Source organism: Kluyvera huaxiensis (genome assembly GCF_040149365.1).
Taxonomy (GTDB): domain Bacteria; phylum Pseudomonadota; class Gammaproteobacteria; order Enterobacterales; family Enterobacteriaceae; genus Kluyvera; species Kluyvera intermedia_A.
The window spans coordinates 93,052-114,071 of the sequence record NZ_JBEFLV010000017.1 but is presented as its reverse complement, the minus strand read 5'-3'; the positions used below and the strand labels follow the sequence as shown (position 1 = coordinate 114,071).

Sequence of the window (21,020 nt, the reverse complement as noted above, 5' to 3'; positions counted from 1 at the left end):
CGCTTTAAATTATTCAATGGCCAGGGAGCGGCCACAACCTGACGCAGGCCCCACAATGTCGCACAACACCATGATCCTGAACCTGTTCTTTTTCAATCCACAGGGTGATTATCGGTTCTCATGGCGTCACCCGGACGCACCCGAACACGAGGTTTTCACCCTCAGTTACTACACCGCCCTTGCCCGCAAGGCCGAAGCCGCTACGCTTGACGCCTTGTTCATTGCCGACCATACCGGGATCTGGGACAGCGGCCTTGCCCATTACGCCAATGCCCGGCTTGAACCGCTGACGCTACTCTCGGCGCTGGCAGCCGTAACCGACAATATTGGTCTGATGGCCACCGCTTCAACGTCTTACACCGAACCCTATAACCTGGCGCGCTACTTCGCCTCGCTCGATTTCCTGAGTAACGGGCGCGCAAGCTGGAATATTGTGACCTCCTGGCTGGAAGAAGAAGCTGCCAATTTCGGTCTGGATCAGATCCCGCAGCATGGTAATCGTTACCAGCGCGCCGGGGAGTTTATCGATGTGGTCACCCATCTGTGGGACTCATGGGAAGATGGCGCGCTCCTGTTTGATAAACAGCGCGGCCTGTTTGCCGATGCCGACAAAGTGCATCGTCTTAACCATCACGGAGATTTCTTTAAGGTACGTGGCCCGCTTAATGTGCCACGTCCGCCGCAGGGGCATCCTGTTCTCGTGCAGGCAGGCTCTTCGGACGCCGGTAAGCAACTCGCCGCCAGCAGGGCGGATATGCACTTTGTGTTTATCAAGTCCATCGAGCAGGGAAAAGCCTACCGCGAGGAGATGAATCAGCGCCTGAACGCGCTCGGACGTTCACCTGAAGCCTTTAAAATCATCGCTGGGGTGTTGCCGGTGGTGGTGAATTCCGAAGCCGAAAAAGCCGAGCGCCAGCAGCTTAACGCGCAGTTGATGAGCGATCGGATGGCTATCGATCTGCTGTCGGCTTATCTGAAGCTGGATCTGAGCCCTTATCCCTACGATAAACCCTGCCGCCGCTGCCGGACGAAGCAAACTTCGACGGTATTCGCACCGTACTGCAACTTATCCGGGATTACGACCCTGCCCTGTCTATTCTCGAGCTGGGTCGTCTGTTGCTGCAAAGCTCCGACAGCTGGCTGGTGATTGGCAGTGCGCAGGAGGTTGCCGACACGCTGGCGGAAATCTATCTTTCCGGGGCCGCAGACGGCTTTAACCTGATGTTCCCGCTGCTGCCAGGGGATTTTGACAGCTTCACTGAACAGGTTGTCCCGATTCTAAAAGCCAAAGGGGTGATGAAAGGCGAATATGCGGCGGGAACGCTGCGGGAAAAACTGGGCCTTCCACTGGCCAAAAACAACTTTGCCTGAATAGCTACAGCCGGGTGACACCGGCTGTTTGCGCCGCGCTGCGCCAGTCCAGTAACGGCGAATAAGGCTTGCGCGACACCTCACTAAACCCGCCAATCAGCAGCGCGGCACAAATTTCCCGGTATTGCGCCGCCGTCACCAGCGTATGCAGTGCCTCACGCAGCGCAGCAAGCATGTCGGCAGAGGTTTCCCCGGCGGTGATGAGCGGTAATCCAGGCGCCAGCGGGCTGTGGTCGATAATCGCAAGCCCGTCCAGTAACGCGGGTTCATGACGTTGTAATAGCGCCCAGGTTACGCAGTCGATGGCTGCGATATCCCCTTCACCGCGCTTCACATCATGAAGTGACTGACGATGGCTGCCGCTCAGGACAACGCGCGAGAAAAAGCGCCCGTTCACCGCCAGCGGTGTCACCATTTTCATCAGTACGTTGTAACCTGACTGCGAATCTGTGGAATTGCAGACCACCGGTCGGCCGCGAAAATCAGCAAGAGTTTGCTGCTTATCCTCTTCACGCACCACCAGCATGCTGCGGTAATAGATGTTCTCGCAGCCCGGCGCGGTGTAGTGAAAACACCCGACCACCTGAACGTCCAAAAGCTGCGTCACAAGTGGATAACCGCAGGTCTGGCTCAGGATCAGCTGCGGGTTTTGCCAATGTGCCGCCAGCGCCTCCTGTGGCAACACTGGCGTGAGGCTCCCTACCGGCACGCCACGGGCAACCAGCAGTTTCTGCACCGCCAGCCACAGGGCATCGGTGTCGCGGCGGTTAACGGCGTACATCGGGAATGCCAGCGGATCACTCATGACCTTCTCCTTTATAACTCCCCGGATGCACCGTCACATCCACCGGTTTCCCCCAGAAATGGCGTAACCATTCACCGTATCCCTTCACCAGAAAACCGTGGTTGCGCTGCTGATAGGCATCGCGATTGTGCAGGTAAACTGCCTTCAGCCCATACCAGGGCACACCCGGCAGATCGTGATGTACAGAATGATAGTTAAGATTCAAAAACAGGACCCGCCAAAACAGCCCGGCCTCGTTGATGACCGAACGCGCCAGCGGATCGTCCGCCGCCCGGTGCTCAAAAAAAGATCGCACTTTGGTCAGCGCCAGCGCGGGGTAACTCACCGCCAGAACAAACCACAGCGGGGAGAAGCCAAGGTGCAACATCCAGCCAAAAAGCACGGCGAGTAAAGCTCCGTGGATGACCCACATCAGCATGGCGGCAACCTGCACGCGGCGAAAGGCGGACCAGGCGCTGCCCAGCGTCTGCACGATATCTATCAGCGGCGCCAGCAACAGCCGTCCGATAAAGGTGTTACGCAGATGAATCACCCGCTTCTGCCACGGGCGAAACCGCGCCCAGCTTTCATCGCTAAAGTAATAAGACTCAGGATCGTCCACCGGGACGGTAAGATGATCGTTACGGTGATGCGCCAGATGGGAATCGCGGTACAGGCCATACGGATACCAGACCGCCAGCGGCAGTGTGCCAAAAAGCTGGTTCAGCCGGGGATATCGGGTGGGATGTCCGTGGATCAACTCATGCTGTAGCGACATGTACCAGGCGGTAAAGCCGATAAGCAGCACGGTGGCGGGATATAAACCCAACGCCTGCCAGTTCGCCAGGGTCGTAAACCAGCCGCCATAAATGGCTATCATGATTATCCAGGTCGGGAGTTCACTGCGCCACAGGATGCTGGTTGAAAGCTGGTGAATATGTTCTCGTTGCTGTTGGTGCAAATAGAGGGAGTTTCGTTTACCCATTCCTTCAGACGCCCTTTCCGCCAGTGAATATAGGGTATGAAGATCGGGGATAACGCCTGAAATAACAAAGAACTTAAATCGCTATGCTTTGCCAGAAAAACAGGGGCTGCGCCGCGCAACATCAGGTTATCCACCAGATGCTATTAGGCGATGCACGCACTTTTGCCGCTCACCAGCCGCATGAAAGAGGAAATCGACCTGAAGGACAATGGGCCTTATCTGACAGCTATATGGAAGCGCAAGCCGCCCAGCTGGGCCTCGGGTTAGCCTATGTTCCTGTTGAACTGGTCGCCGATGATTTAAACACAGTAAACTTATCAGGGTGTTGCAGCGTTACAGCCTGCGAATGGAAGGATTAACTCTCTATTATCCTCATCGCAACGTCTCCCCCGCCCTGCGGAGGGTCATTGATACATTGAAAATATGAGCGTTAACGATGAGCGACTCTTCACCGTGCAGAATTGTGTTGGGTTGTTTTTCTGCTTTTAATTCCTGGGGGGGCCGCTTTGAGTGAGGTGCGGAAGTTGGCATATAAGAGTTTGAAGAGATAAAGAGCGTCATTAGATGAAAAAATACCACTTACGTAGCAGTATTTGTAGGCCTTACAAGTGAAGCGCCATCACGCATCTCAAGTTCTATCTTTCACTTTCCGCTGGTTGATAATCGCGACGTTCATGCCTTCAGTGCCCCCCATTTCTTACGGATGGAAGAGCGAACGGCGTTAGTCTTACCAGCCTCATCGACACTGGCGCATCTTGCGATACTACCGTTCTTTGTAAAAGAAGAACCAAGAATATGTGTATATACCGGGTAATAATTAATTATTCCCCGGTATTGGATATCTCAAATCTATATATGGGGCATCAGTTAAGTGCCTACCTGAGCGGGCCATCAAATACCCAGCAATCTCTTCTGCACTAAGGTCACTGTGTAACATTTCAGAGTTCTGAAACCAACTGTCCGGCCAAAATATGAGATCAGATGGATTACCATCAAAATTACACTCAAGTAACGAAAGAGCGAAGTTTTGTTCGGATTCCTTACCCTCGCAGGTACAAATGAAGTTGATTACCTGAATCAATTCTACCCACGTAAAGTCTGGGTAAAATTTATCCAGGTTAAAAGCCATTCGGGTAAATTCCCTGGCACTGGTCCAGGAGGAAAAATCCCTGAAATCAGAAAATGCACAGGGGCACATCACTTGATTGTTCCATTCAACCATCATAGCCATCAGAACAGGGTCTTCCTGATCAGAACCCTCATTAATTTTAGAAAGTATTATCTCAGCGATTTTTGAGAGTTCAGTTATCTTTTTACTACTGACTTTGGTTGGTTTCATCCTTTCCGGCAGCGGCATTGTTTTAATCCCTGTAACGTTAGAGCATCAAGTATATTGGCTATAAATAATACTACCAAAGCAGAAGCCGTACTATCATAGTCCACTCCTGGCATGGAACGGACAAGCTAACTGAGCTGAAGGTCCGCTGTGAGCGAAGAGCTGACGGATAACGACGTTTAAGATCCGTTCTGAACGCCAAGCGGACATCGTGACTCGAACAGGATTCCTGCTAAGATAAGGCATTGATGAAAAAGCATTCAATGGCCAGAAGTTGGCGAAGATAATGGAATGGAGGAATAATGTTTACCCCGGAGTTTATAAATGAAGACCGCGGCGAGTTTCTCCTTGTGGCCAACCACAGCCTGGCATCACCGGAATCGATAAGACTCAGTATTGCATACAATATTGCCAGAATAGGCTGGGGACTATCGCAGCTTCCACCGCACATTCACACTTGCCGGGTCGTCTATGACATCAGAGGGCAATCCATCCCTGATCAGGTTCAGGCCCAGGTCAGGCAAGCGCTTGAGCAAGTAGCCATTGTGGAGTTTAAAAGCTGATGGGGCTTCAGTTAATTATCAAAGCAGAACGTAGCAAGATAGAAAAAGCATTGGGATCGCTGACGTCAGAATGTGAAATATTCCCGGTCGCTGAAGGCCTTTTCGGTATTTCCATTTCGGAGCGAAGTCTCTCATCAGTGGGTGAAGCTGCTATTCTAAAAAAACTTGAACCACTCACACGTTTTGACCTGTGGCAGGGGGCCTGGCAAGAACCTAGGAGACGTTGGCTTTGGTGAGTTTCAGAGCTGAACGAGGTATGGAAGTCGCATTGTGTGTTGGGCACAGATCGCCTGTCCTCATTAGCAAAGCTGTTTAAGGCTCTCAATATTAATATATGAATGTCCGCTCCTGACACCAAACAGCCCTTCAATACATTAAAAAGTTGGTCTCCCACTTCAACCAGCGCCGAGACCAACCTTTCCCCCATCTACCGCAACAACACCTTGCCAATTAAATAGGTCGTTGCCTGGCCGCCGATATGCACCCGCTCGCCCAGCAGTTGGCAGCGGAGATCGCCGCCGCGTGCTGAAACCTGCCGCGCCAGCATTTGGGTTGTGTTGAGTTTGTCCGCCCAGTAAGGGATCAGCATACTGTGCGCCGAACCGGTGACCGGGTCTTCGGCGACGGCCTCGCCGGGGCAGAAGAAGCGGCTAACGAAATCATATTCCCCTTCCCCTGGCGCGGTGATACAGACCATTTTTCCCAGCGGCAGCATGGCGTGGATATCCGGGCGGGCGGCTTCAACCTGCTGCTGGTTCTCCAGCACCACCATATAATCCCGCGCCACGCGCACCTCCTGGTATTGCGTGATGCCTAGCGTTTCCAGCAGCAAAGCTGGCGGCGTCACGGGTTCAGTTTTCCACGCGGGGAAATCGAGGGTTAACCATTCGCCGCTGCGCGTCACCGCCAGCGGGCCGACGAATCGGGTGTCGAAGCGAACGGTGGTGTCCGGGTAATCGAGGTATTCAAAAATCACATGTGCGGCGGCCAGCGTCGCATGACCACAGAGATTAATTTCGCCCTGAGTGGTAAACCAGCGCAGTTCGAAGCCGCTGTCAGTTGTCACAAAAAACGCGGTTTCAGACTGGTTATGCTGCTGCGCCATTTTCAATAATGTGTCATCGGGCAACCACTCCGTCAGCGGGCAGACTGCCGCGGCATTACCGCCAAAAGTGTCGGAGGTGAAGGCATCTACCATATAAAAATCAATTTCTTTCATTATTTAAGCCTCTCATTATTCTTGTGACCACTCACGCTCTACCATGCCACGACAACGCGTAATATCGAATGCTTTTCTGTTTCAACTTGCCCGCAATAAATGGGGGGCACCTCAGTACTTCCACCTATTCATACGACAAATTGTGACCCCGCACGCATTACCCATATTCAATTTAAGGACATCCTCATGCCTTTGATCGCTATCAAAAATAAACATACCGTCTGGTCGGTATGATTCTGGCCATGAATATGGAAACCCAGCACCGCAAAAAAGATCCGGTCAGGTTACATCAGCAACTGCTGGAGTCAGCGGCGATGATTGCCGGTCGGGATGGTATCGCTGCCCTGTCGCTCAACGCCGTAGCCCGCGAGGCGGGGGTTAGCAAAGGGGGGCTAATCCACCACTTCCCCAATAAACAGGCGCTGATTTTTGCTCTGTTTGCCCGGCTGCTGGCGATTATGGAAGAGGCTATTACCGCGCTGATGCAGGAAGACGGCGTCAGCTATGGACGTTTTACCCGCGCCTATCTGAACTACCTTGCCGACCTGACGGATACCCACGAAAGCCGTCAGTTAATGGTGCTGTCGCTGGCCATGCCCGACGAGCCGGTGCTGCGAAAATGTTGGCGCGACTGGATGCTCGACCACCTGGCGCGCGGCGATGAGCTGGATAACAGCCCCATCGGCACGCTGGTGCGCTATACCGCAGACGGTATCTGGCTGTCTGAGTTGACGGAAGGGATAACCATGAACGCTGAACACCGCCGGACGCTGGTTGCCTCTCTTAATAAGATGACGCTTCCCGCGTGAAGCCCACAGCTGAGGCCGCGATGCGCTACAACATCAATGCCCGTTTTATTTACGACGCCACCGACGGCACTTTCACGCTGCCGCAAAGCAATGAGCCGGATAGCCAGCTGTCGATCACCGCCAGCGCCCTGCTTAATTACTTTCTGCACAACACCGGCATTATCAGCCGCGATGAAGTGCTGAAAAAGGTCTGGGATGACAACGGATTAACCTCGTCGAACAGCAACCTGAACCAGTATCTGAGCATGCTGCGCAAAACCTGTCGCCACTACGGGATCGACAATATTATCGTCACCGTGTCGCGCGGCTATTTGCAGCTCAATCCCGACGTAGTTATTGAAGCGATGGATGCATCGCCCGTCGCCCAGCCGGAACTTACCGTTCAAGAAACGGAACGCATCGCAACCGCGTCGCCAGCGGTCGAGGAACCCGCCCCGCCGTCCCAAACGCTGCACGCGCGCGGCATGTGCTGGTATATCGCCGGGGCTTGTTTGCTCACTATTGCGCTACTGCTGGTGGCGTTTAGCCTGGTCGGCACCCGCGAATCGCGGCCCATCGCATTGACCCAGATAACCCACAGCCAGTGCGAACTGCTGGCGAGCGATGAGATGCTGCGCTCGGTCAGTGCCAGCGGCTATGGCACGAATTTCGATAAAGTGCGCCAGCGGCTGAACGTCGAGTGTAAAGCCGGCGAGCGTTTCCTGTTCTTCTACGGCGACCGGCTGGAGACCAATGGCCTGGGGCGCGTGTTCTTAGCCCACTGCGCAATACACGAAGACAACCCGTTTAGCTACTGCGATAACTACTTTTACTACTCCTGGAAGCCGCAATGAGACTTGCCCCGCGTCCGTTCTTCGCCCTTTGTGTGCTGGTGTTTATCGCCGCCGCCGCGTTTTGCACCTGGCGTTTACTGCCAGCGGAAAACGACGGCGCGATGAGCTGCTCCACCAAAGGCATCATGCGTTTTGAAAACATGGACAAAGAGAACGTTAACGGCAATATCCACTTCACCTTCGGCGCTAACGGTAAAGGGTCGATGGTGGTGGAGGGTTATACCGACTCTGCCGCTGGCTGGCTCTACCTCCAGCGCTACGTGAAATTCACCTACAGCAGCAAACGCATTTCCACCACCGAGCGCCACTACCGCATCAATAAATGGGAGTCCAGCGCCTCGTCGATTGATGAATCGCCGGACGTTATCTTCGACTACTTTATGCGCGAGATGTCCGACAGCCACGACGGATTATTTTTAAACGCGCAGAAGCTTAACGACAAAGCCATATTGTTAAGTTCCATTAACTCGCCGCTGTGGATCTGCACCCTGAAGTCCGGCAGCAAGCTGGAGTAATTCATCACTCGTCGTAGAACACCATGCCGGCATAAGGCCGTTCCCGACAGGCAGCCAGCCGCTGGGCGAGGCTGCCAACGTGCAGCTCGAGCTTATGACCGTCCGGGTCGAGGAAATAGTACGACTCCCCTTCGCTGCGATTCTCCTTCCACACCACCACTCCGTTTGCCGCCAGCTGTGCGCTGACCTCGGCAAACTGTTCCGCCGCCACACTGAAAGCGTAATGGGTGTAGTCGCTCGCCTCCGGCGGCGTTTTTTGCCGCATGGGGTCCAGCGACAGGCACAGCCATAGGCCACCGCAAGAGAAATACGCTCCGCTGTCCCAGCGGGCATGTAACCGCATTCCGGGAAGCTGCTGGTAAAACGCCACGCTCGCCGCCAGCTCGCTCACGGCAAGGGTAAGATGATTGAGTCCACTTAGCATCGAAATCCCGCTCTTCATTTATGTTCTGCCAGCACCGCTGGCGCATCAGAGTGTGATCCACTGCGCACACCCATTTTGCAGTCGGCTTTCACCCGCCAAAAACCGCATCTTTTGCGTTTAGCTTCGACAGCAAAATTTGCGCCGCCCCACAGTTAGCCTCGCATCATGTTACCTGATTTTCTTAATTTTTTAGCAAGTTAGCAACATTGCTCACCGCCTTATCAGGTGGCTAATAAACCGCCATACGCAATGCCAAATCCCCAACCACCAAACAGCATGAACAGATAAATGGAAGGCTAAATCAGGCTAAATTGCAGAGCAATATTCTAAATACACACCACATACGGATTTAAATTCCACCGCACTTGCCAGCCTCTATAGTGACCTTCGAACGCCGCTGCCGTGGGTTAACGCCGTGACGCGGACGGTTTTCCTGAAATCACACAACCTGTCCAGAGGAAAGAACCATGGGTGATGCATTAGGGCTTATCGAAACCAAAGGTCTGGTGGCCTGTATTGAAGCCGCGGATGCGATGTGCAAATCCGCCAACGTTGAACTGATTAGCTACGAGAACATCGGCTCCGGCCTCGTCACCGTAATGGTGAAAGGCGACGTCGGTGCGGTGAAAGCGGCGGTGGATTCCGGCGTGGAATCGGCGCAGCGCATCGGGGAAGTGGTGACGTCGCTGGTGATTGCGCGTCCGCACAACGACATCAACAAAATCGTCATTAAACACAAGGCGTAAGGCCGGGAGAACGCAAATGGGTGATGCATTAGGTCTGATTGAAACCAAAGGTCTGGTGGCCTGTATTGAAGCCGCGGATGCAATGTGTAAAGCCGCCAACGTTGAGCTTATCGGCTATGAAAACGTCGGCTCTGGCCTTGTGACCGCGATGGTCAAAGGCGACGTCGGCGCGGTGAAAGCGGCGGTCGATTCCGGCGTGGAATCGGCGCAGCGCATCGGCGAAGTAGTCACCTCGCTGGTGATTGCGCGTCCGCACAACGACATCAGCAAGATTATCTCGCACTACAAAATTACCGAATAAACCGGAGAAAACATGATGAAAGAAGCGCTTGGCTTAATCGAAACCAAAGGCCTGGTGGCCTGTATTGAAGCCGCAGATGCAATGTGTAAAGCCGCCAACGTCGAGCTTATCGGCTATGAAAACGTCGGCTCCGGCCTCGTCACCGCGATGGTGAAAGGCGATGTCGGCGCGGTTAACGCGGCGGTGGACTCCGGCGTAGAAGCGGCAAAACGCATCGGCGAAGTGGTCACTTCCCGCGTGATTGCCCGTCCGCACAACGACATCGAAAAAATTGCGTCGCAGCACAAAGCATGACTGAGCGGGTACGCCCCGTCTGCACTCTTTTAGTCTGATGAAGGATAGACTCATGATTGAACTGGATACCGATTTGCGCTCTCGCCAGAACGCGAGAGAACTGGTGCGCAACGCCAAAAAAGCACAGGCGATTATGGCCAACTTTTCGCAACAGCAAATCGACGCCATCGTGAAAAACGTGGCCCAGGAAGCGGCGCACCACGCCGAATCGCTGGCGAAAATGGCCGCGGAAGAGACCGGCTTTGGCAACTGGCAGGATAAAGTCCTGAAGAACCGTTTTGCCTCGCTGCGCGTTTACGACGCCATCAAAGATATGAAGACCGTCGGCATCATTCATGACGATCAACAGAAAAAAGTGATGGACGTGGGCGTACCGCTGGGCGTGATTTGCGCGCTGGTACCGTCAACCAACCCGACCTCGACGGTTATCTACAAAACGCTCATCGCCCTGAAGGCCGGCAACGCCATCATCTTCTCGCCGCATCCGGGCGCACGTCAGTGTAGCTGGAAGGCGATTGAAATCGTCAAACGCGCGGCAGAAGCCGCAGGCGCACCGGCGGGTATCGTCGATGGCGTAACCGAACTGACGCTCGAAGCCACCTCCGAACTGATGCACAGCAAAGACGTATCGCTGATTCTGGCGACCGGCGGCGAAGGCATGGTTCGCGCCGCCTATGCTTCTGGCACCCCGACCATCAGCGGTGGACCGGGTAACGGCCCGGCGTTTATCGAACGCAGCGCCGATATCCACCACGCGGTGAAAGATATCATCACCAGCAAAACCTTCGATAACGGGGTGATCTGCGCCTCTGAGCAGTCGATCATCGTCGAACGCTGCATTTACGACGAAGTGCATCGCGAACTGGAAGCCCAGGGCGCGCACTTTATGAACGAAGCCGAAGCGGCGAAAATGGCGGCCCTGCTGCTGCGTCCAAACGGCACCATCAATCCGAAAGTTGTCGGTAAAACCGCGCTGTACTTAAGCCAGATGGCGGGCTTCTGCGTGCCAGCCAGCACCCGCGTGCTGATTGCCGAGCAGACTACCGTCTCCGCGAAAAACCCCTACTCCCGCGAAAAGCTGTGCCCGGTACTCGGCCTGTATGTGGAAGAGGACTGGAAAGCTGCCTGCCATCGCGTGGTTGAATTACTGACCAACGAAGGCCTAGGCCATACGCTGGTGATTCACACCCGTAATCAGGACGTTATCCGCCAGTTCTGCCTCGAAAAACCGGTTAACCGCATTCTGATTAATACGCCCGCGGCCCTCGGCGGCATCGGCGCTACCACCAATATCACCCCGGCGCTGACGCTCGGCTGTGGTGCAGTAGGCGGCGGCTCAAGCTCCGATAACGTCGGCCCGATGAATCTGCTGAACATCCGCAAAGTCGGCTACGGCGTGCGTTCTATCGACGAACTGCGCGCACCGGGCAGCCGCGTGGAGCCACAGCCAACCATCGTCGCGTCCGCTCCTGTTGCCGATCCGCGCCGCAGCATTCTTGACGACGCCCGTTTCGCCTCCCCTGCTCCGGTGAGCCACGCAAGCCACGCCGACGACCGCTTTGCCGCGACCGCCACGGCAAGCGTTGAAGGTGAAATAAGCGAGCAGAACGTGGAGCGCGTCATCCGCCAGGTGCTGGAACGCCTTGGCAAGTAACACATTGATATAAGGCGATATAAACAATGATTCTCGCAAAGGTAGTCGGACATGTGGTGGCCACGCAGAAGTGCGATGAGCTCCGTGGCAGCAATCTGCTGCTGATCTGCAAATTAGATGACCAACAGCAGCCGATGCAAAACCAGACCTGGGTCGCCGTCGATAGCGTGGGTGCCGGTATGCACGACATCGTGCTCGCCGAAGAGTACCTGGCGCTGAACAAAGACCGCTACCGGGCCATGTCGGTGGTTGCCATTGTCGAGAACGTGTTTCGAGACGCTTAAGGAGTCAATAACCCAATGAGTGAATTTTTGCTGAAACCCCGGATCCGCTTTGGCCAGGACGCGCTGTCGGCGCTGGCCGAAGTGCCCGCCCACAGCGTACTGCTGGTCACCGACCAGGCGATGGTGAAGTTTGGCCTCGCCGAGCGCGTGATAAACATCCTGCGTCAGCGCGGCATTGCCTTCCAGATTTGGGACGATGTGGTCGCTGATCCGGATATTGCCACCGTGGTGCGCGGGATGAAGCTGATGGATAGCCACTATCCGGATCTGGTTATCGCGCTGGGCGGCGGTTCGGTGATTGATGCAGCCAAAGCGGTTATTTTCGCCCTGGCGCAAACTCGTCCGGAAACCCGTCGCGAACGCCCGTGCTTCGTGGCCATTCCGACCACCAGCGGCACCGGTTCCGAAGTGACCAGCTTCTCCGTGGTGAAAGCCCACGCCGAAAAACTGGTGCTGGTTGACCCGTCGCTGCTGCCGGATATCGCCATTCTGGATCCAACGCTTGTGGCCTCAGTGCCACCGGCAATCACCGCCGACACCGGAATGGACGTGCTGTGCCACGCGCTGGAAGCCTACGTTTCCCTCGCCGCCAGCGACTTTTCCGATGCGCTGGCCGAGAAAGTGGTGCAGCAGGTGTTCCGCTATCTGCCGACCTGCTGGCGCAACGGCCAGGATCTGCAGGCGCGCGAAAAAATGCACAACGCTTCCTGCATGGCGGGTATGGCATTCACCAACGCTTCGCTGGGTATCACCCACAGTCTGGCCCATGCCCTTGGCGGCGTGTTCCGCGTGCCGCACGGCCGTGCCAACGCTCTGCTGATGGCCGGTGTGGTGGCATGGAATGCCGACTTCAACGGGCAATGCGATACCGCCGCCGCACGTAAATATGCCCGTCTGGCCCATCTGCTGGATTTGCCCGCGCACAGTACCCGCGAAGGCGTTGCCAGTCTGCTGGTCGCCATTGCGACGCTGAAAGATGAAATGAACATGCCTGCGGGGATTCGTGACACCGGCGTTGACGCCGTCGAGTTTGACCGCCGTTTAGCCGAGATGGTGGCTCAGGCGCTGCGCGATGGTTGCACCCCGACCAATCCGCGCGCGCCGGATGCGCAGGCATTAACCGAACTTTATCGTCAGGCATGGAACGGCAGCCGGTAATTGCCCGGTGGCACCGCGCTTACACGGGCCTACAGGCACCGGTTTGTAGGCCGGATAAGGCGTTAGCCGCCACCCGGTAAACACAGACACAGAACTCACCGCAGGGCTGTTACCAGCCCCGGAACAAGAACATCTGGAGAAGACTTCATGGCACACTACAGCTTAACGCCGCGCGTCAAAGTGCTGGCTGAACGTTTACAGGCACACGCCAGCACGCTGTGCACCGAGCACGCAACGGTTCTGCATGCACTGGATGGCGATATCGCCGGTATTCCGGCCGCCGTTAAACCGCCACGCCGTTTCTATGAATTGATGCGCCAGCTGCCGCTGACCATCAGCGCCGATGAGCTGATTGTCGGCAACCAGACCCGCAAACCGCACGGCGCGATTTTCCACGACGAAAGCGCAGGCCAACGCCCTTGCGCATTCCAGTTCCTCAATCTCAACAGCGCTATCGATTCACCGGACTATAAGCTGGTGGTCGAGAAAGGCGTACTGGCGATTAAACACCAGCTGGAAGAGAAAACCCGTTCCCTGGGCAGCGCGGTCAGCCGCAGCGGCATGGATGAAGTCAACGGCTGCCGCGCGGCGATTTACGCCTGCGACGCGCTGATGGCGCTGGCGCAAAATCTGGCCCACAGCGCCGAAACGCTTGCCGCCGCGGAAACCAATGCTTTCCGCAAGGCGGAACTGTTAGACAGCGCGGCCATTTTGCACCACGTTCCGGCGCATCCGGCGCGCAGTTTTAAAGAAGCCTGCCAGGCGTTCTATCTGTTCCAGCTCGCCCTTCAACTGGATAACGGCAGCTACGCCGTCAATCCGGAAGGCGCCGATAAAGCCCTGCTGCCGTACTACCAGCACGACATCGCCAACGGCACGTTGAACGAAGCCCAGGCGTATGAAATCGTCGAATGCCTGTGGTTCAAGCTGGCTGAACTGAGCGAAGTTCGCGCCGCCAGTGCCATCGACGGCTATCCTATGTTTGATGCGTTACTCCACGGCGAAAGCCTTGAAAAAGCCAATATCAACGCCCTGTCAGCGATGTTCCTCAGCGCCCAGCAAAACCTCAGCGCCCTGCATCTGCCGGTGCGTCTGTTTAAAGGTGTACAGGCTGTTTCCAGCGCGCCGTTTGCCGCCACCAGCGCTACCACTACGGCTGAAGGCTTGACCCCGCGTATGCAACGCCTGCGCAACCACTATCTGACCGTGCGCCCAAGCGTGTCTATTTACCGCGCGCTGGCCTTCACCGAAGTGGTCAAAGCCAATCCGGGCATGCCGACTATTTTGCTGCGCGCCAAAGCCTTCCGGCACGCCTGCGAAACCGCGCCGATTCTGATTCAGGACGATGAACTGATCGTCGGCCATCCGTGCGGCAAGCCACGTGCCGGTGCCTTCTCGCCGGATATCGCCTGGCGCTGGGTACGCGACGAACTCGACACCATGAGCACCCGTCCACAGGACCCGTTTGAAATCAGCGAAGAAGATAAGAAAACCATCCGCGAAGAGATCGTGCCGTTCTGGGAAGGCCGTTCGCTGGATGAGATTTGCGAAGCCCAGTACCGCGAAGCGGGCGTGTGGGCGTTCAGCGGCGAAACCTTCGTCAGCGACCTCTCCTATCATCAGATCAACGGCGGCGGCGATACCTGTCCGGGTTACGACGTGCTGCTGTTCACCAAAGGGATGAACGGCATCAAAGCCGATGCCGAAGCGCACCTTGCTAATCTGAGCATGGAAAATCCGGAAGATATCGACCGCATTTACTACTACAAAGCGGCGATTGAAACCTGTGAAGGGGTAGTGAACTACGCGCATCGTATCGCCGCACGCGCTCGTGAACTGGCTGACCTGGAGCAAAACGCCCAGCGCCGCGCCGAACTGCTGACCATCGCTGAGGTGAACCAGAACGTTCCGGCTAATCCGCCGAAAACCTTGCAGGAAGCGCTGCAAAGTATCTGGACCGTAGAATCGCTGTTCGAAATTGAAGAGAACCAGACCGGTCTGTCGCTGGGCCGCGTTGACCAATACTGCTATCCGATGTTCGAAGCCGACATCCGCGAAGGCCGTCTAACCCACGACAGCGCGCTGGAGATGATGCAGGCATTTATCATCAAATGCGCCGAACTGATGTGGATGTCCAGCGAACTGGGGGCTAAATACTTCGCGGGTTATCAGCCATTTATCAACCTGACCGTGGGCGGCCAGAAGCGTACCGGCGGCGATGCCTGTAACGACCTGACCTACCTGATTATGGACGCCGTGCGCTTTGTGAAAGTGTACCAGCCGTCGCTGGCCTGCCGTATCCACAACCAGTCGCCGCAGAAGTACATGGAGAAAATCGTCGACGTGGTGAAAGCGGGCATGGGCTTCCCGGCCTGTCACTTCGATGACTCGCATATCAAGATGATGCTGCGCAAAGGCTTTGATTTCGAAGACGCGCGCGACTACTGCCTGATGGGCTGCGTTGAGCCGCAGAAATCTGGCCGTATCTACCAGTGGACCTCCACCGGCTACACCCAGTGGCCAATCGCCATCGAGTTCGTGTTAAACCGTGGCCGGATGGTGCTGTTCGATAGTTATCAGGGTCTGGATACCGGCGATCTGCGCGACCTGCACACCTTCGAGCAGTTCGATGCGGCGGTGAAACAGCAGATTGCCCATATCGTGCGTCTGTCGGCTATCGGCACGGTCATCAGCCAGCGCGTTCACCGTGACGTAGCGCCAAAACCGCTGATGTCGCTGCTGGTGGAAGGCTGCATGGAGAAAGGCAAAGACGTTGCCGCCGGTGGTGCGATGGTCAACCACGGGCCGGGGCTTATCTTCTCCGGTCTGGCGACCTACGTCGATTCCCTCGCGGCGATTCGCAAACTGGTGTACGAGGATAAGAAATATACCCTCGAGCAGATGCGCGACGCTATGCTGGCCAACTTTGAAGGCTTTGAAGGCCTGCGCCGCGACTGTCTGAACGCACCGAAGTACGGCAACGACGATAACTACGTTGACCAGTATGCGCTGGATATCACCGAGTGGACCGAGCGCGAGTGCCGCAAGTACAAGATGCTCTACTCCACCCTGAGCCACGGCACCCTGTCTATCTCCAACAACACGCCGATTGGCGAGCTGACCAACGCTACGCCGAACGGCCGTCTGGCGTGGATGCCGCTCTCCGACGGGATCAGCCCAACCCAGGGCGCGGATAAACAAGGTCCAACGGCAATCATCAAGTCGGTCAGCAAGATGAACGTTGAAACCATGAACATCGGCATGGTGCACAACTTCAAATTCCTGCAGGGCTTGCTCGATACCCCGGAAGGCCGCTACGGCCTGATTACGCTGCTGCGCACCGCGTCGATTCTCGGCAACGGCCAGATGCAGTTCAGCTATGTCGATAACGAAGTGCTGAAAAAAGCGCAGCAGGAGCCGGAAAAATACCGCGACCTGATTGTCCGCGTAGCGGGCTACAGCGCCTACTTCGTGGAACTGTGCAAAGAAGTTCAGGACGAGATCATCAGCCGTACGGTGATTGAGAAGTTCTGATAGACGGAACGCGTTGGGACAGGGATGTCCGAGATTTTCAGGAGGCAAGCGTGATGGGCAATACTCAAGAATTAACCGGTCGAATTTTCAATATTCAAAAATATTCGATCTATGACGGTGATGGCATTCGCACGCTGGTGTTTTTTAAAGGCTGCAATATTCGCTGCCCGTGGTGCGCCAACCCGGAAGGGCTGAGCAGCCAGTTCCAGGTGATGTTCTCGCAGGATAAATGCATCAACTGCGGCGATTGCGTCAACGTCTGCCCGGCGGGTATCCACTACCGCGCGGAAGAAAACGGCGAGATGAAGCACTTCGTTAACCGTAATAAAGACTGCATCGGCTGCCGCAAGTGCGAAGAGATTTGTACCCAGAACGCGCTGGATATTATGGGCAAAGACGTCACCGTCAGCGAGCTGATGGACATCATCATGCAGGACTATGATTTCTACATCTCCTCCGGCGGCGGCGTGACCATCGGCGGCGGCGAGATGAGCCTGCAGACCGATTTTGCCGTCGCTCTGTTCAGCGAATGCAAGAAGATGATGCTCAACACCGCCGTCGAAACCCAGGGCACCACCCCGCTGGCGAACTATCAGAAGCTGGCACCGGTCACTGACACCTTCTTATTCGATATCAAGCAGATCGACAGCGATCACCATAAAGCGCTGTTCGGCATCGGCAACGAAGGGGTTCGTCGCAACCTCGAGTGGCTGGTCGATTCGGGCGCCAACGTGATTGTGCGCATGCCGCTGGTGCGTGGCTATAACGACTCGTGGGAAGCCATTACCGGGGCGATTGACTACGTTCAGAAGCTGGCAAAACGCGGCAATATTCGCCGCATCGATATGCTGCCGTACCACCAGCTCGGGCGCAAAAAGTATGAGCGCCTCGAGATGCCCTACCCAATCTTACAAGATCCAACCTACAGCGTTGAAGAGCTGGACAAGCTGGAAACGTTTTTCACCCAGTTTGATTTTGACATTCGCTTAGTGCGCCATTAAAGGAGCCGAAAATGAAAAGTTTAGGCGTTATTGAAACGCGAGGATTGGTCGCCGCCATTCAGGCCGTCGACGCCGCCTGTAAAGCCGCAGGCGTCACCTGCATTGGCTATCGCAAAGTGGGTTCGGGGCTGGTCAGCGTCTGTTTTGAAGGCGAGATCAGCGCCATTCACACCGCCATTGAACGCGGTGTGGCGGTCGCTTCCGCCACCGATACCGAGGTTCATTCGCTGGTGATTGCCCGTCCGGAAAATTGTGTGGTCGAGGCGCTCAGCAATCTGAAGGGCCACCCGCCGCGGGCCAAAGCGCCAGCCGTGGCGAAAACGCCAATCGATGAGCCTGCCGTCCCGGTCGTGGAGCCACAGGCAAAAGAGCCAGCACCGGCGCCAGAAGCCGAGCCGACTTCTGCACCGGTGATTGCGGATAACCCCCACGCCAACAAGAAAGGGAAAAAGGCATGATCGACGCCCTGCTACAGGAGAAAATCAGCGCCCGACTGAACGAGGCCGCGCCGGGGATCCCGGTCGGTATTTCTAATCGCCACGTCCATTTATCACAGCAGGACGTCGAAGCGTTGTTCGGCAAAGGCTATGCGTTGACGCCCTTTAAGCCGCTACGCCAGCCGGGGCAATTTGCCGCCGAAGAGTGCGTCACCATCGTCGGGCCAAAAGGTTCGCTGACCCACGTGCGCGTGCTCGGCCCGACGCGCCCCGTCACCCAGTTGGAAGTCTCGCGCGCCGACTGCTTTGCGCTAGGTATTAAAGCCCCGGTACGTGAGTCCGGGCAACTGGACGGTGCGGGCGATGCGCTGCTGGTCGGCCCGAAAGGCCACGTCGAGCTGCACTCACAGGTGATCTGCGCCTGGCGGCACATTCATATGTCGCCGAACGATGCCCGCGGTTTGAACGTCAGCAACGGACAAAAGGTCAGCGTGTGCAGTAACGGCGAACGTCAATTAACCTTTGATGAGGTCGTGGTTCGGGTGCGCGATGATTTTGCCCTTGAGTTCCACATCGATACCGAAGAGGCCAACGCCGCCGGTTTGAAAAACGGCGCTCAGGTCACGCTGGTTCGCTAAGGGAGGCCATCATGACCGAGCAACAGATAGACCGCCTGGTCGAGCAAATTATGCAGCGTATGCAGCCGCCGGTGCTGGTGCTAGTAACCGCCGCGGCGGGCTATCGCGATGAGATTCGTCAGCGTTTGTTGGGCTGCGGGGAGCGGCTGCATCTGGCGCTGGACGGTGAGATGGATGACGCACAGCGCTGGCAGGAGCTCGGTCAGTTCCTGCCAGCCACCGACTGGCAAAACGCTCGGCCTGCCGTTTCGTATAAGGCGCTGCTGGTGCCGTTTCTCGACTACCCGCTGGCGGCCGATCTGGTCAACGGCAGGTTACAAAGCCCGGCGGCGCGCCGACTGCACGATGCGCTGCTGGCCGGCGTTCCGGTACTTGCGCTGCGTTATCACTGCTGTCCGCACAGCGAGCTGAACCAACTGCGTGGCACCGCCGCCGACAGCGCTTACGCTGCGCACGTCGAGGCAACGCTCAGCCAGTTGGCAAACTGCGGCGTAACGCTGTGTACGATGAACGAACTGCTGGAAAAACTGGCCTCGGGCGAGAGCGCTCCGGCGGCGAGTGCCACGACGCGCCGTTATCTGACTGTCACAGACATCGTCAATAATCCGTCGCTAGCCGGGACGCCCAATGCCGTGATGACCGATGCCGCCGTTGATTTTTTAAAAGCGCAGAAAAAAATAACCCTACCTCGATAATAACCTCTGGAGTTTAGATTATGTCTTCTAAAACAAAATGCTGGCTATGGATGCTGCTGGTTATCCTGTCAGAAACCTCAGCGACCTCATCGCTTAAGATGTTCGATTCCAGCGAGGGGATGACCAAAACCCTGCTGCTGGCGCTGATCGTGGTGCTGTACTGCGTGTGCTACTACTCGTTGTCACGCGCGGTTAAAGATATTCCGGTCGGGCTGGCCTACGCCACGTGGTCCGGCACCGGTATCCTGGTGGTCTCGACTCTCGGGATGGCCTTCTACGGCCAGCATCCGGATACCGCCGCCATTATCGGTATGGCGGTCATCGCCAGCGGGATTGTCATCATGAACCTGTTCTCGAAGATGGGTCAGGAAGAAGCGGAAGAGACGCCACCTACGCCGGTTTCCACTCTTGATAAAAACGTTGCCAACTAATAGAAAAGGAATTGTATATGTTTAATCTCGGATTTTTATGGCTGGCTCTGTCTATCGGTTCTGAAATCACCGGTACGTCGATGATCAAAAAAACCAACGGTTTCAGCAAATTGTGGCCGTCTGTGCTGGTCGTTTGCGCCTATTCACTGTGCTACTTCGCGCTGACCCGCGCCATGAGTACCATTCCTGTGGGGGTGGCCTATTCGCTGTGGTGTGGCTTTGGTATCGTCGGTGTGACCATTTGTTCCATGATCCTCTATAAGCAGAAGCCCGATCTGCCCGCTATCTTTGCCATGCTGCTTATCATTAGCGGCGGGATTATCATGAACGTCTTCTCCGCAATGTAAGCCCAGCCAGGACCTTCCCTCCCAAGGGAAGGTCTTTTCTCGCTCAGGGCAATGACGCTACTATTATCGACCGCTGCAAAACCGTCACTTTAACGCTATCTCCGATTATTTTTCACCTGCCCTACAAAATACATCACCAAATCGTACCCCAGCGCTTTCTTTATTATAAAATAGGAAGCAACCCTTCCCATTATGGAATAATAACTTCCCCAGAAATCAATACCCACACTATTCTATCGCGCACTAAAATCCCCACATTAACGTTATGAATGATGAAAACATTTTATTTATCGTAGATTTATAATCATGTAAAAAATGATACTAAAATCATCAAAATAAACACCTATCAATTTGTTTCTAAAGAAAAAAGACAGACTTAAGAATCACAACAAAGATCGTTTTAACCGATCGATTATCCAATATTGATCGTTCCTTCCTGGCTTATCATAAATATCATTCATGATCGGTTTCAACGATCAATTTGAATCACTTCAATCGTCTTTGACAATGATATTTACAGGCTGTAACATGCGCCACCTTTAATAAATGGCTGCTTTTAATTAGCAGTTTATTAAGAATGAACAACCGGGAAGTTATATTTCCCCATTGTGGAATACCGTGATAACACACAAAGCATTGATCTTGTACGAATGGATTGATT

The 21,020-nt window shown here is 55.4% G+C and carries 22 protein-coding genes and 2 pseudogenes; 19 read left to right on the top strand and 5 right to left on the bottom strand.

Annotation, left to right across the window (positions count from 1 at the left end; all coding sequences use genetic code 11):
* The first annotated feature begins 55 nt into the window (after positions 1 to 55).
* Positions 56 to 1,371, top strand: a pseudogene (locus ABOC97_RS17235) (NtaA/DmoA family FMN-dependent monooxygenase).
* Positions 1,372 to 1,375: 4 nt separating this feature from the next.
* On the opposite strand, the gene ABOC97_RS17230 reads toward ABOC97_RS17235, so the two are convergent.
* Together ABOC97_RS17230 and ABOC97_RS17225 are read right to left on the bottom strand one after the other, a co-directional pair.
* Positions 1,376 to 2,176 (bottom strand): phosphate/phosphite/phosphonate ABC transporter substrate-binding protein, encoded by an 801-nt coding sequence (locus ABOC97_RS17230; protein ID WP_349600110.1) that lies wholly within the window; start codon positions 2,174 to 2,176, stop codon positions 1,376 to 1,378.
* Positions 2,169 to 3,140, bottom strand: coding sequence for a fatty acid desaturase (locus tag ABOC97_RS17225; protein ID WP_349600107.1), 972 nt, complete (start codon positions 3,138 to 3,140; stop codon positions 2,169 to 2,171). Before ABOC97_RS17225 ends, ABOC97_RS17230 begins: the two co-directional genes overlap by 8 nt.
* Positions 3,141 to 3,331: 191 nt before the next feature.
* Here ABOC97_RS17225 and ABOC97_RS17220 point away from each other — a divergent pair.
* Positions 3,332 to 3,567, top strand: a pseudogene (locus ABOC97_RS17220) (LysR substrate-binding domain-containing protein); the annotation flags it as partial.
* A gap of 390 nt (positions 3,568 to 3,957) precedes the next feature.
* Here ABOC97_RS17220 and ABOC97_RS17215 read toward each other — a convergent pair.
* Positions 3,958 to 4,497 (bottom strand): hypothetical protein, encoded by a 540-nt coding sequence (locus tag ABOC97_RS17215; protein ID WP_349600104.1) that lies wholly within the window; start codon positions 4,495 to 4,497, stop codon positions 3,958 to 3,960.
* A 281-nt stretch (positions 4,498 to 4,778) separates the two neighbouring features.
* Here ABOC97_RS17215 and ABOC97_RS17210 point away from each other — a divergent pair, with 281 nt between their 5' ends.
* A complete protein-coding gene (locus tag ABOC97_RS17210; protein ID WP_047074799.1) occupies positions 4,779 to 5,039 on the top strand; it encodes a hypothetical protein in 261 nt (86 codons plus the stop codon).
* A 427-nt stretch (positions 5,040 to 5,466) separates the two neighbouring features.
* Here the strand turns inward: ABOC97_RS17210 and ABOC97_RS17205 are convergent, their stop codons facing one another.
* The gene (locus ABOC97_RS17205; RefSeq protein ID WP_349600101.1) at positions 5,467 to 6,258 is read right to left on the bottom strand and encodes a PhzF family phenazine biosynthesis protein; all 792 of its coding nucleotides are present in this window, start codon (positions 6,256 to 6,258) and stop codon (positions 5,467 to 5,469) included.
* 230 nt (positions 6,259 to 6,488) lie between these two features.
* Here ABOC97_RS17205 and ABOC97_RS17200 point away from each other — a divergent pair, with 230 nt between their 5' ends.
* Genes ABOC97_RS17200 through ABOC97_RS17190 form a run of 3 tightly spaced genes read left to right on the top strand, consistent with a single transcriptional unit; the run spans position 6,489 to position 8,415 of the window.
* Positions 6,489 to 7,067 (top strand): TetR/AcrR family transcriptional regulator, encoded by a 579-nt coding sequence (locus tag ABOC97_RS17200; protein ID WP_349600099.1) that lies wholly within the window; start codon positions 6,489 to 6,491, stop codon positions 7,065 to 7,067.
* A 20-nt stretch (positions 7,068 to 7,087) separates the two neighbouring features.
* Positions 7,088 to 7,900, top strand: coding sequence for a winged helix-turn-helix domain-containing protein (locus tag ABOC97_RS17195; RefSeq protein ID WP_349600161.1), 813 nt, complete (start codon positions 7,088 to 7,090; stop codon positions 7,898 to 7,900).
* Positions 7,897 to 8,415 (top strand): FidL-like protein, encoded by a 519-nt coding sequence (locus ABOC97_RS17190; RefSeq protein ID WP_349600097.1) that lies wholly within the window; start codon positions 7,897 to 7,899, stop codon positions 8,413 to 8,415. The genes ABOC97_RS17195 and ABOC97_RS17190 overlap by 4 nt, the downstream gene beginning before the upstream one ends.
* A gap of 4 nt (positions 8,416 to 8,419) precedes the next feature.
* Here ABOC97_RS17190 and ABOC97_RS17185 read toward each other — a convergent pair whose 3' ends face one another.
* The gene (locus ABOC97_RS17185) at positions 8,420 to 8,839 is read right to left on the bottom strand and encodes a FosA family fosfomycin resistance glutathione transferase (protein WP_260745909.1); all 420 of its coding nucleotides are present in this window, start codon (positions 8,837 to 8,839) and stop codon (positions 8,420 to 8,422) included.
* Positions 8,840 to 9,306: 467 nt separating this feature from the next.
* Between ABOC97_RS17185 and ABOC97_RS17180 the strand changes: the two genes are divergently transcribed.
* The 13 genes from ABOC97_RS17180 to ABOC97_RS17120 all read left to right on the top strand — a co-directional run bounded on the left by ABOC97_RS17180 (position 9,307) and on the right by ABOC97_RS17120 (position 20,359).
* Positions 9,307 to 9,585, top strand: a complete 279-nt coding sequence (locus tag ABOC97_RS17180; protein ID WP_010634659.1) for a BMC domain-containing protein — start codon at positions 9,307 to 9,309, stop codon at positions 9,583 to 9,585.
* A gap of 16 nt (positions 9,586 to 9,601) precedes the next feature.
* A complete protein-coding gene (locus tag ABOC97_RS17175; protein WP_052282638.1) occupies positions 9,602 to 9,886 on the top strand; it encodes a BMC domain-containing protein in 285 nt (94 codons plus the stop codon).
* A 15-nt stretch (positions 9,887 to 9,901) separates the two neighbouring features.
* On the top strand, positions 9,902 to 10,180 hold the full coding sequence (locus ABOC97_RS17170; protein WP_015585230.1) for a BMC domain-containing protein: 279 nt from the start codon (positions 9,902 to 9,904) through the stop codon (positions 10,178 to 10,180).
* A gap of 52 nt (positions 10,181 to 10,232) precedes the next feature.
* Positions 10,233 to 11,834: an acetaldehyde dehydrogenase (acetylating) gene (locus ABOC97_RS17165; RefSeq protein ID WP_349600091.1), complete on the top strand. Its 1,602-nt coding sequence runs from the start codon at positions 10,233 to 10,235 to the stop codon at positions 11,832 to 11,834.
* 26 nt (positions 11,835 to 11,860) lie between these two features.
* Complete coding sequence (locus ABOC97_RS17160; RefSeq protein WP_349600088.1) at positions 11,861 to 12,118, top strand: EutN/CcmL family microcompartment protein; 258 nt, start codon at positions 11,861 to 11,863, stop codon at positions 12,116 to 12,118.
* Positions 12,119 to 12,133: 15 nt separating this feature from the next.
* Positions 12,134 to 13,276, top strand: coding sequence for a 1-propanol dehydrogenase PduQ (locus ABOC97_RS17155; RefSeq protein WP_349600085.1), 1,143 nt, complete (start codon positions 12,134 to 12,136; stop codon positions 13,274 to 13,276).
* Positions 13,277 to 13,423: 147 nt separating this feature from the next.
* Positions 13,424 to 16,810, top strand: coding sequence for a choline trimethylamine-lyase (gene cutC / locus ABOC97_RS17150; RefSeq protein WP_349600082.1), 3,387 nt, complete (start codon positions 13,424 to 13,426; stop codon positions 16,808 to 16,810).
* A gap of 53 nt (positions 16,811 to 16,863) precedes the next feature.
* The gene (cutD, locus tag ABOC97_RS17145) at positions 16,864 to 17,811 is read left to right on the top strand and encodes a choline TMA-lyase-activating enzyme (protein ID WP_349600156.1); all 948 of its coding nucleotides are present in this window, start codon (positions 16,864 to 16,866) and stop codon (positions 17,809 to 17,811) included.
* 11 nt (positions 17,812 to 17,822) lie between these two features.
* A complete protein-coding gene (locus ABOC97_RS17140) occupies positions 17,823 to 18,269 on the top strand; it encodes a BMC domain-containing protein (RefSeq protein ID WP_349600079.1) in 447 nt (148 codons plus the stop codon).
* A complete protein-coding gene (locus tag ABOC97_RS17135; RefSeq protein WP_349600077.1) occupies positions 18,266 to 18,886 on the top strand; it encodes a phosphate propanoyltransferase in 621 nt (206 codons plus the stop codon). Before ABOC97_RS17140 ends, ABOC97_RS17135 begins: the two co-directional genes overlap by 4 nt.
* Before the next feature lie 11 nt (positions 18,887 to 18,897).
* Entirely contained in the window at positions 18,898 to 19,581 is a 684-nt protein-coding gene (locus ABOC97_RS17130; RefSeq protein ID WP_349600074.1) for a hypothetical protein, read from the top strand.
* Between the two features lie 20 nt (positions 19,582 to 19,601).
* The gene (locus tag ABOC97_RS17125) at positions 19,602 to 20,012 is read left to right on the top strand and encodes a DMT family transporter (RefSeq protein WP_349600072.1); all 411 of its coding nucleotides are present in this window, start codon (positions 19,602 to 19,604) and stop codon (positions 20,010 to 20,012) included.
* 17 nt (positions 20,013 to 20,029) lie between these two features.
* Positions 20,030 to 20,359, top strand: coding sequence for a DMT family transporter (locus ABOC97_RS17120; protein ID WP_349600069.1), 330 nt, complete (start codon positions 20,030 to 20,032; stop codon positions 20,357 to 20,359).
* Positions 20,360 to 21,020: the final 661 nt, after the last annotated feature.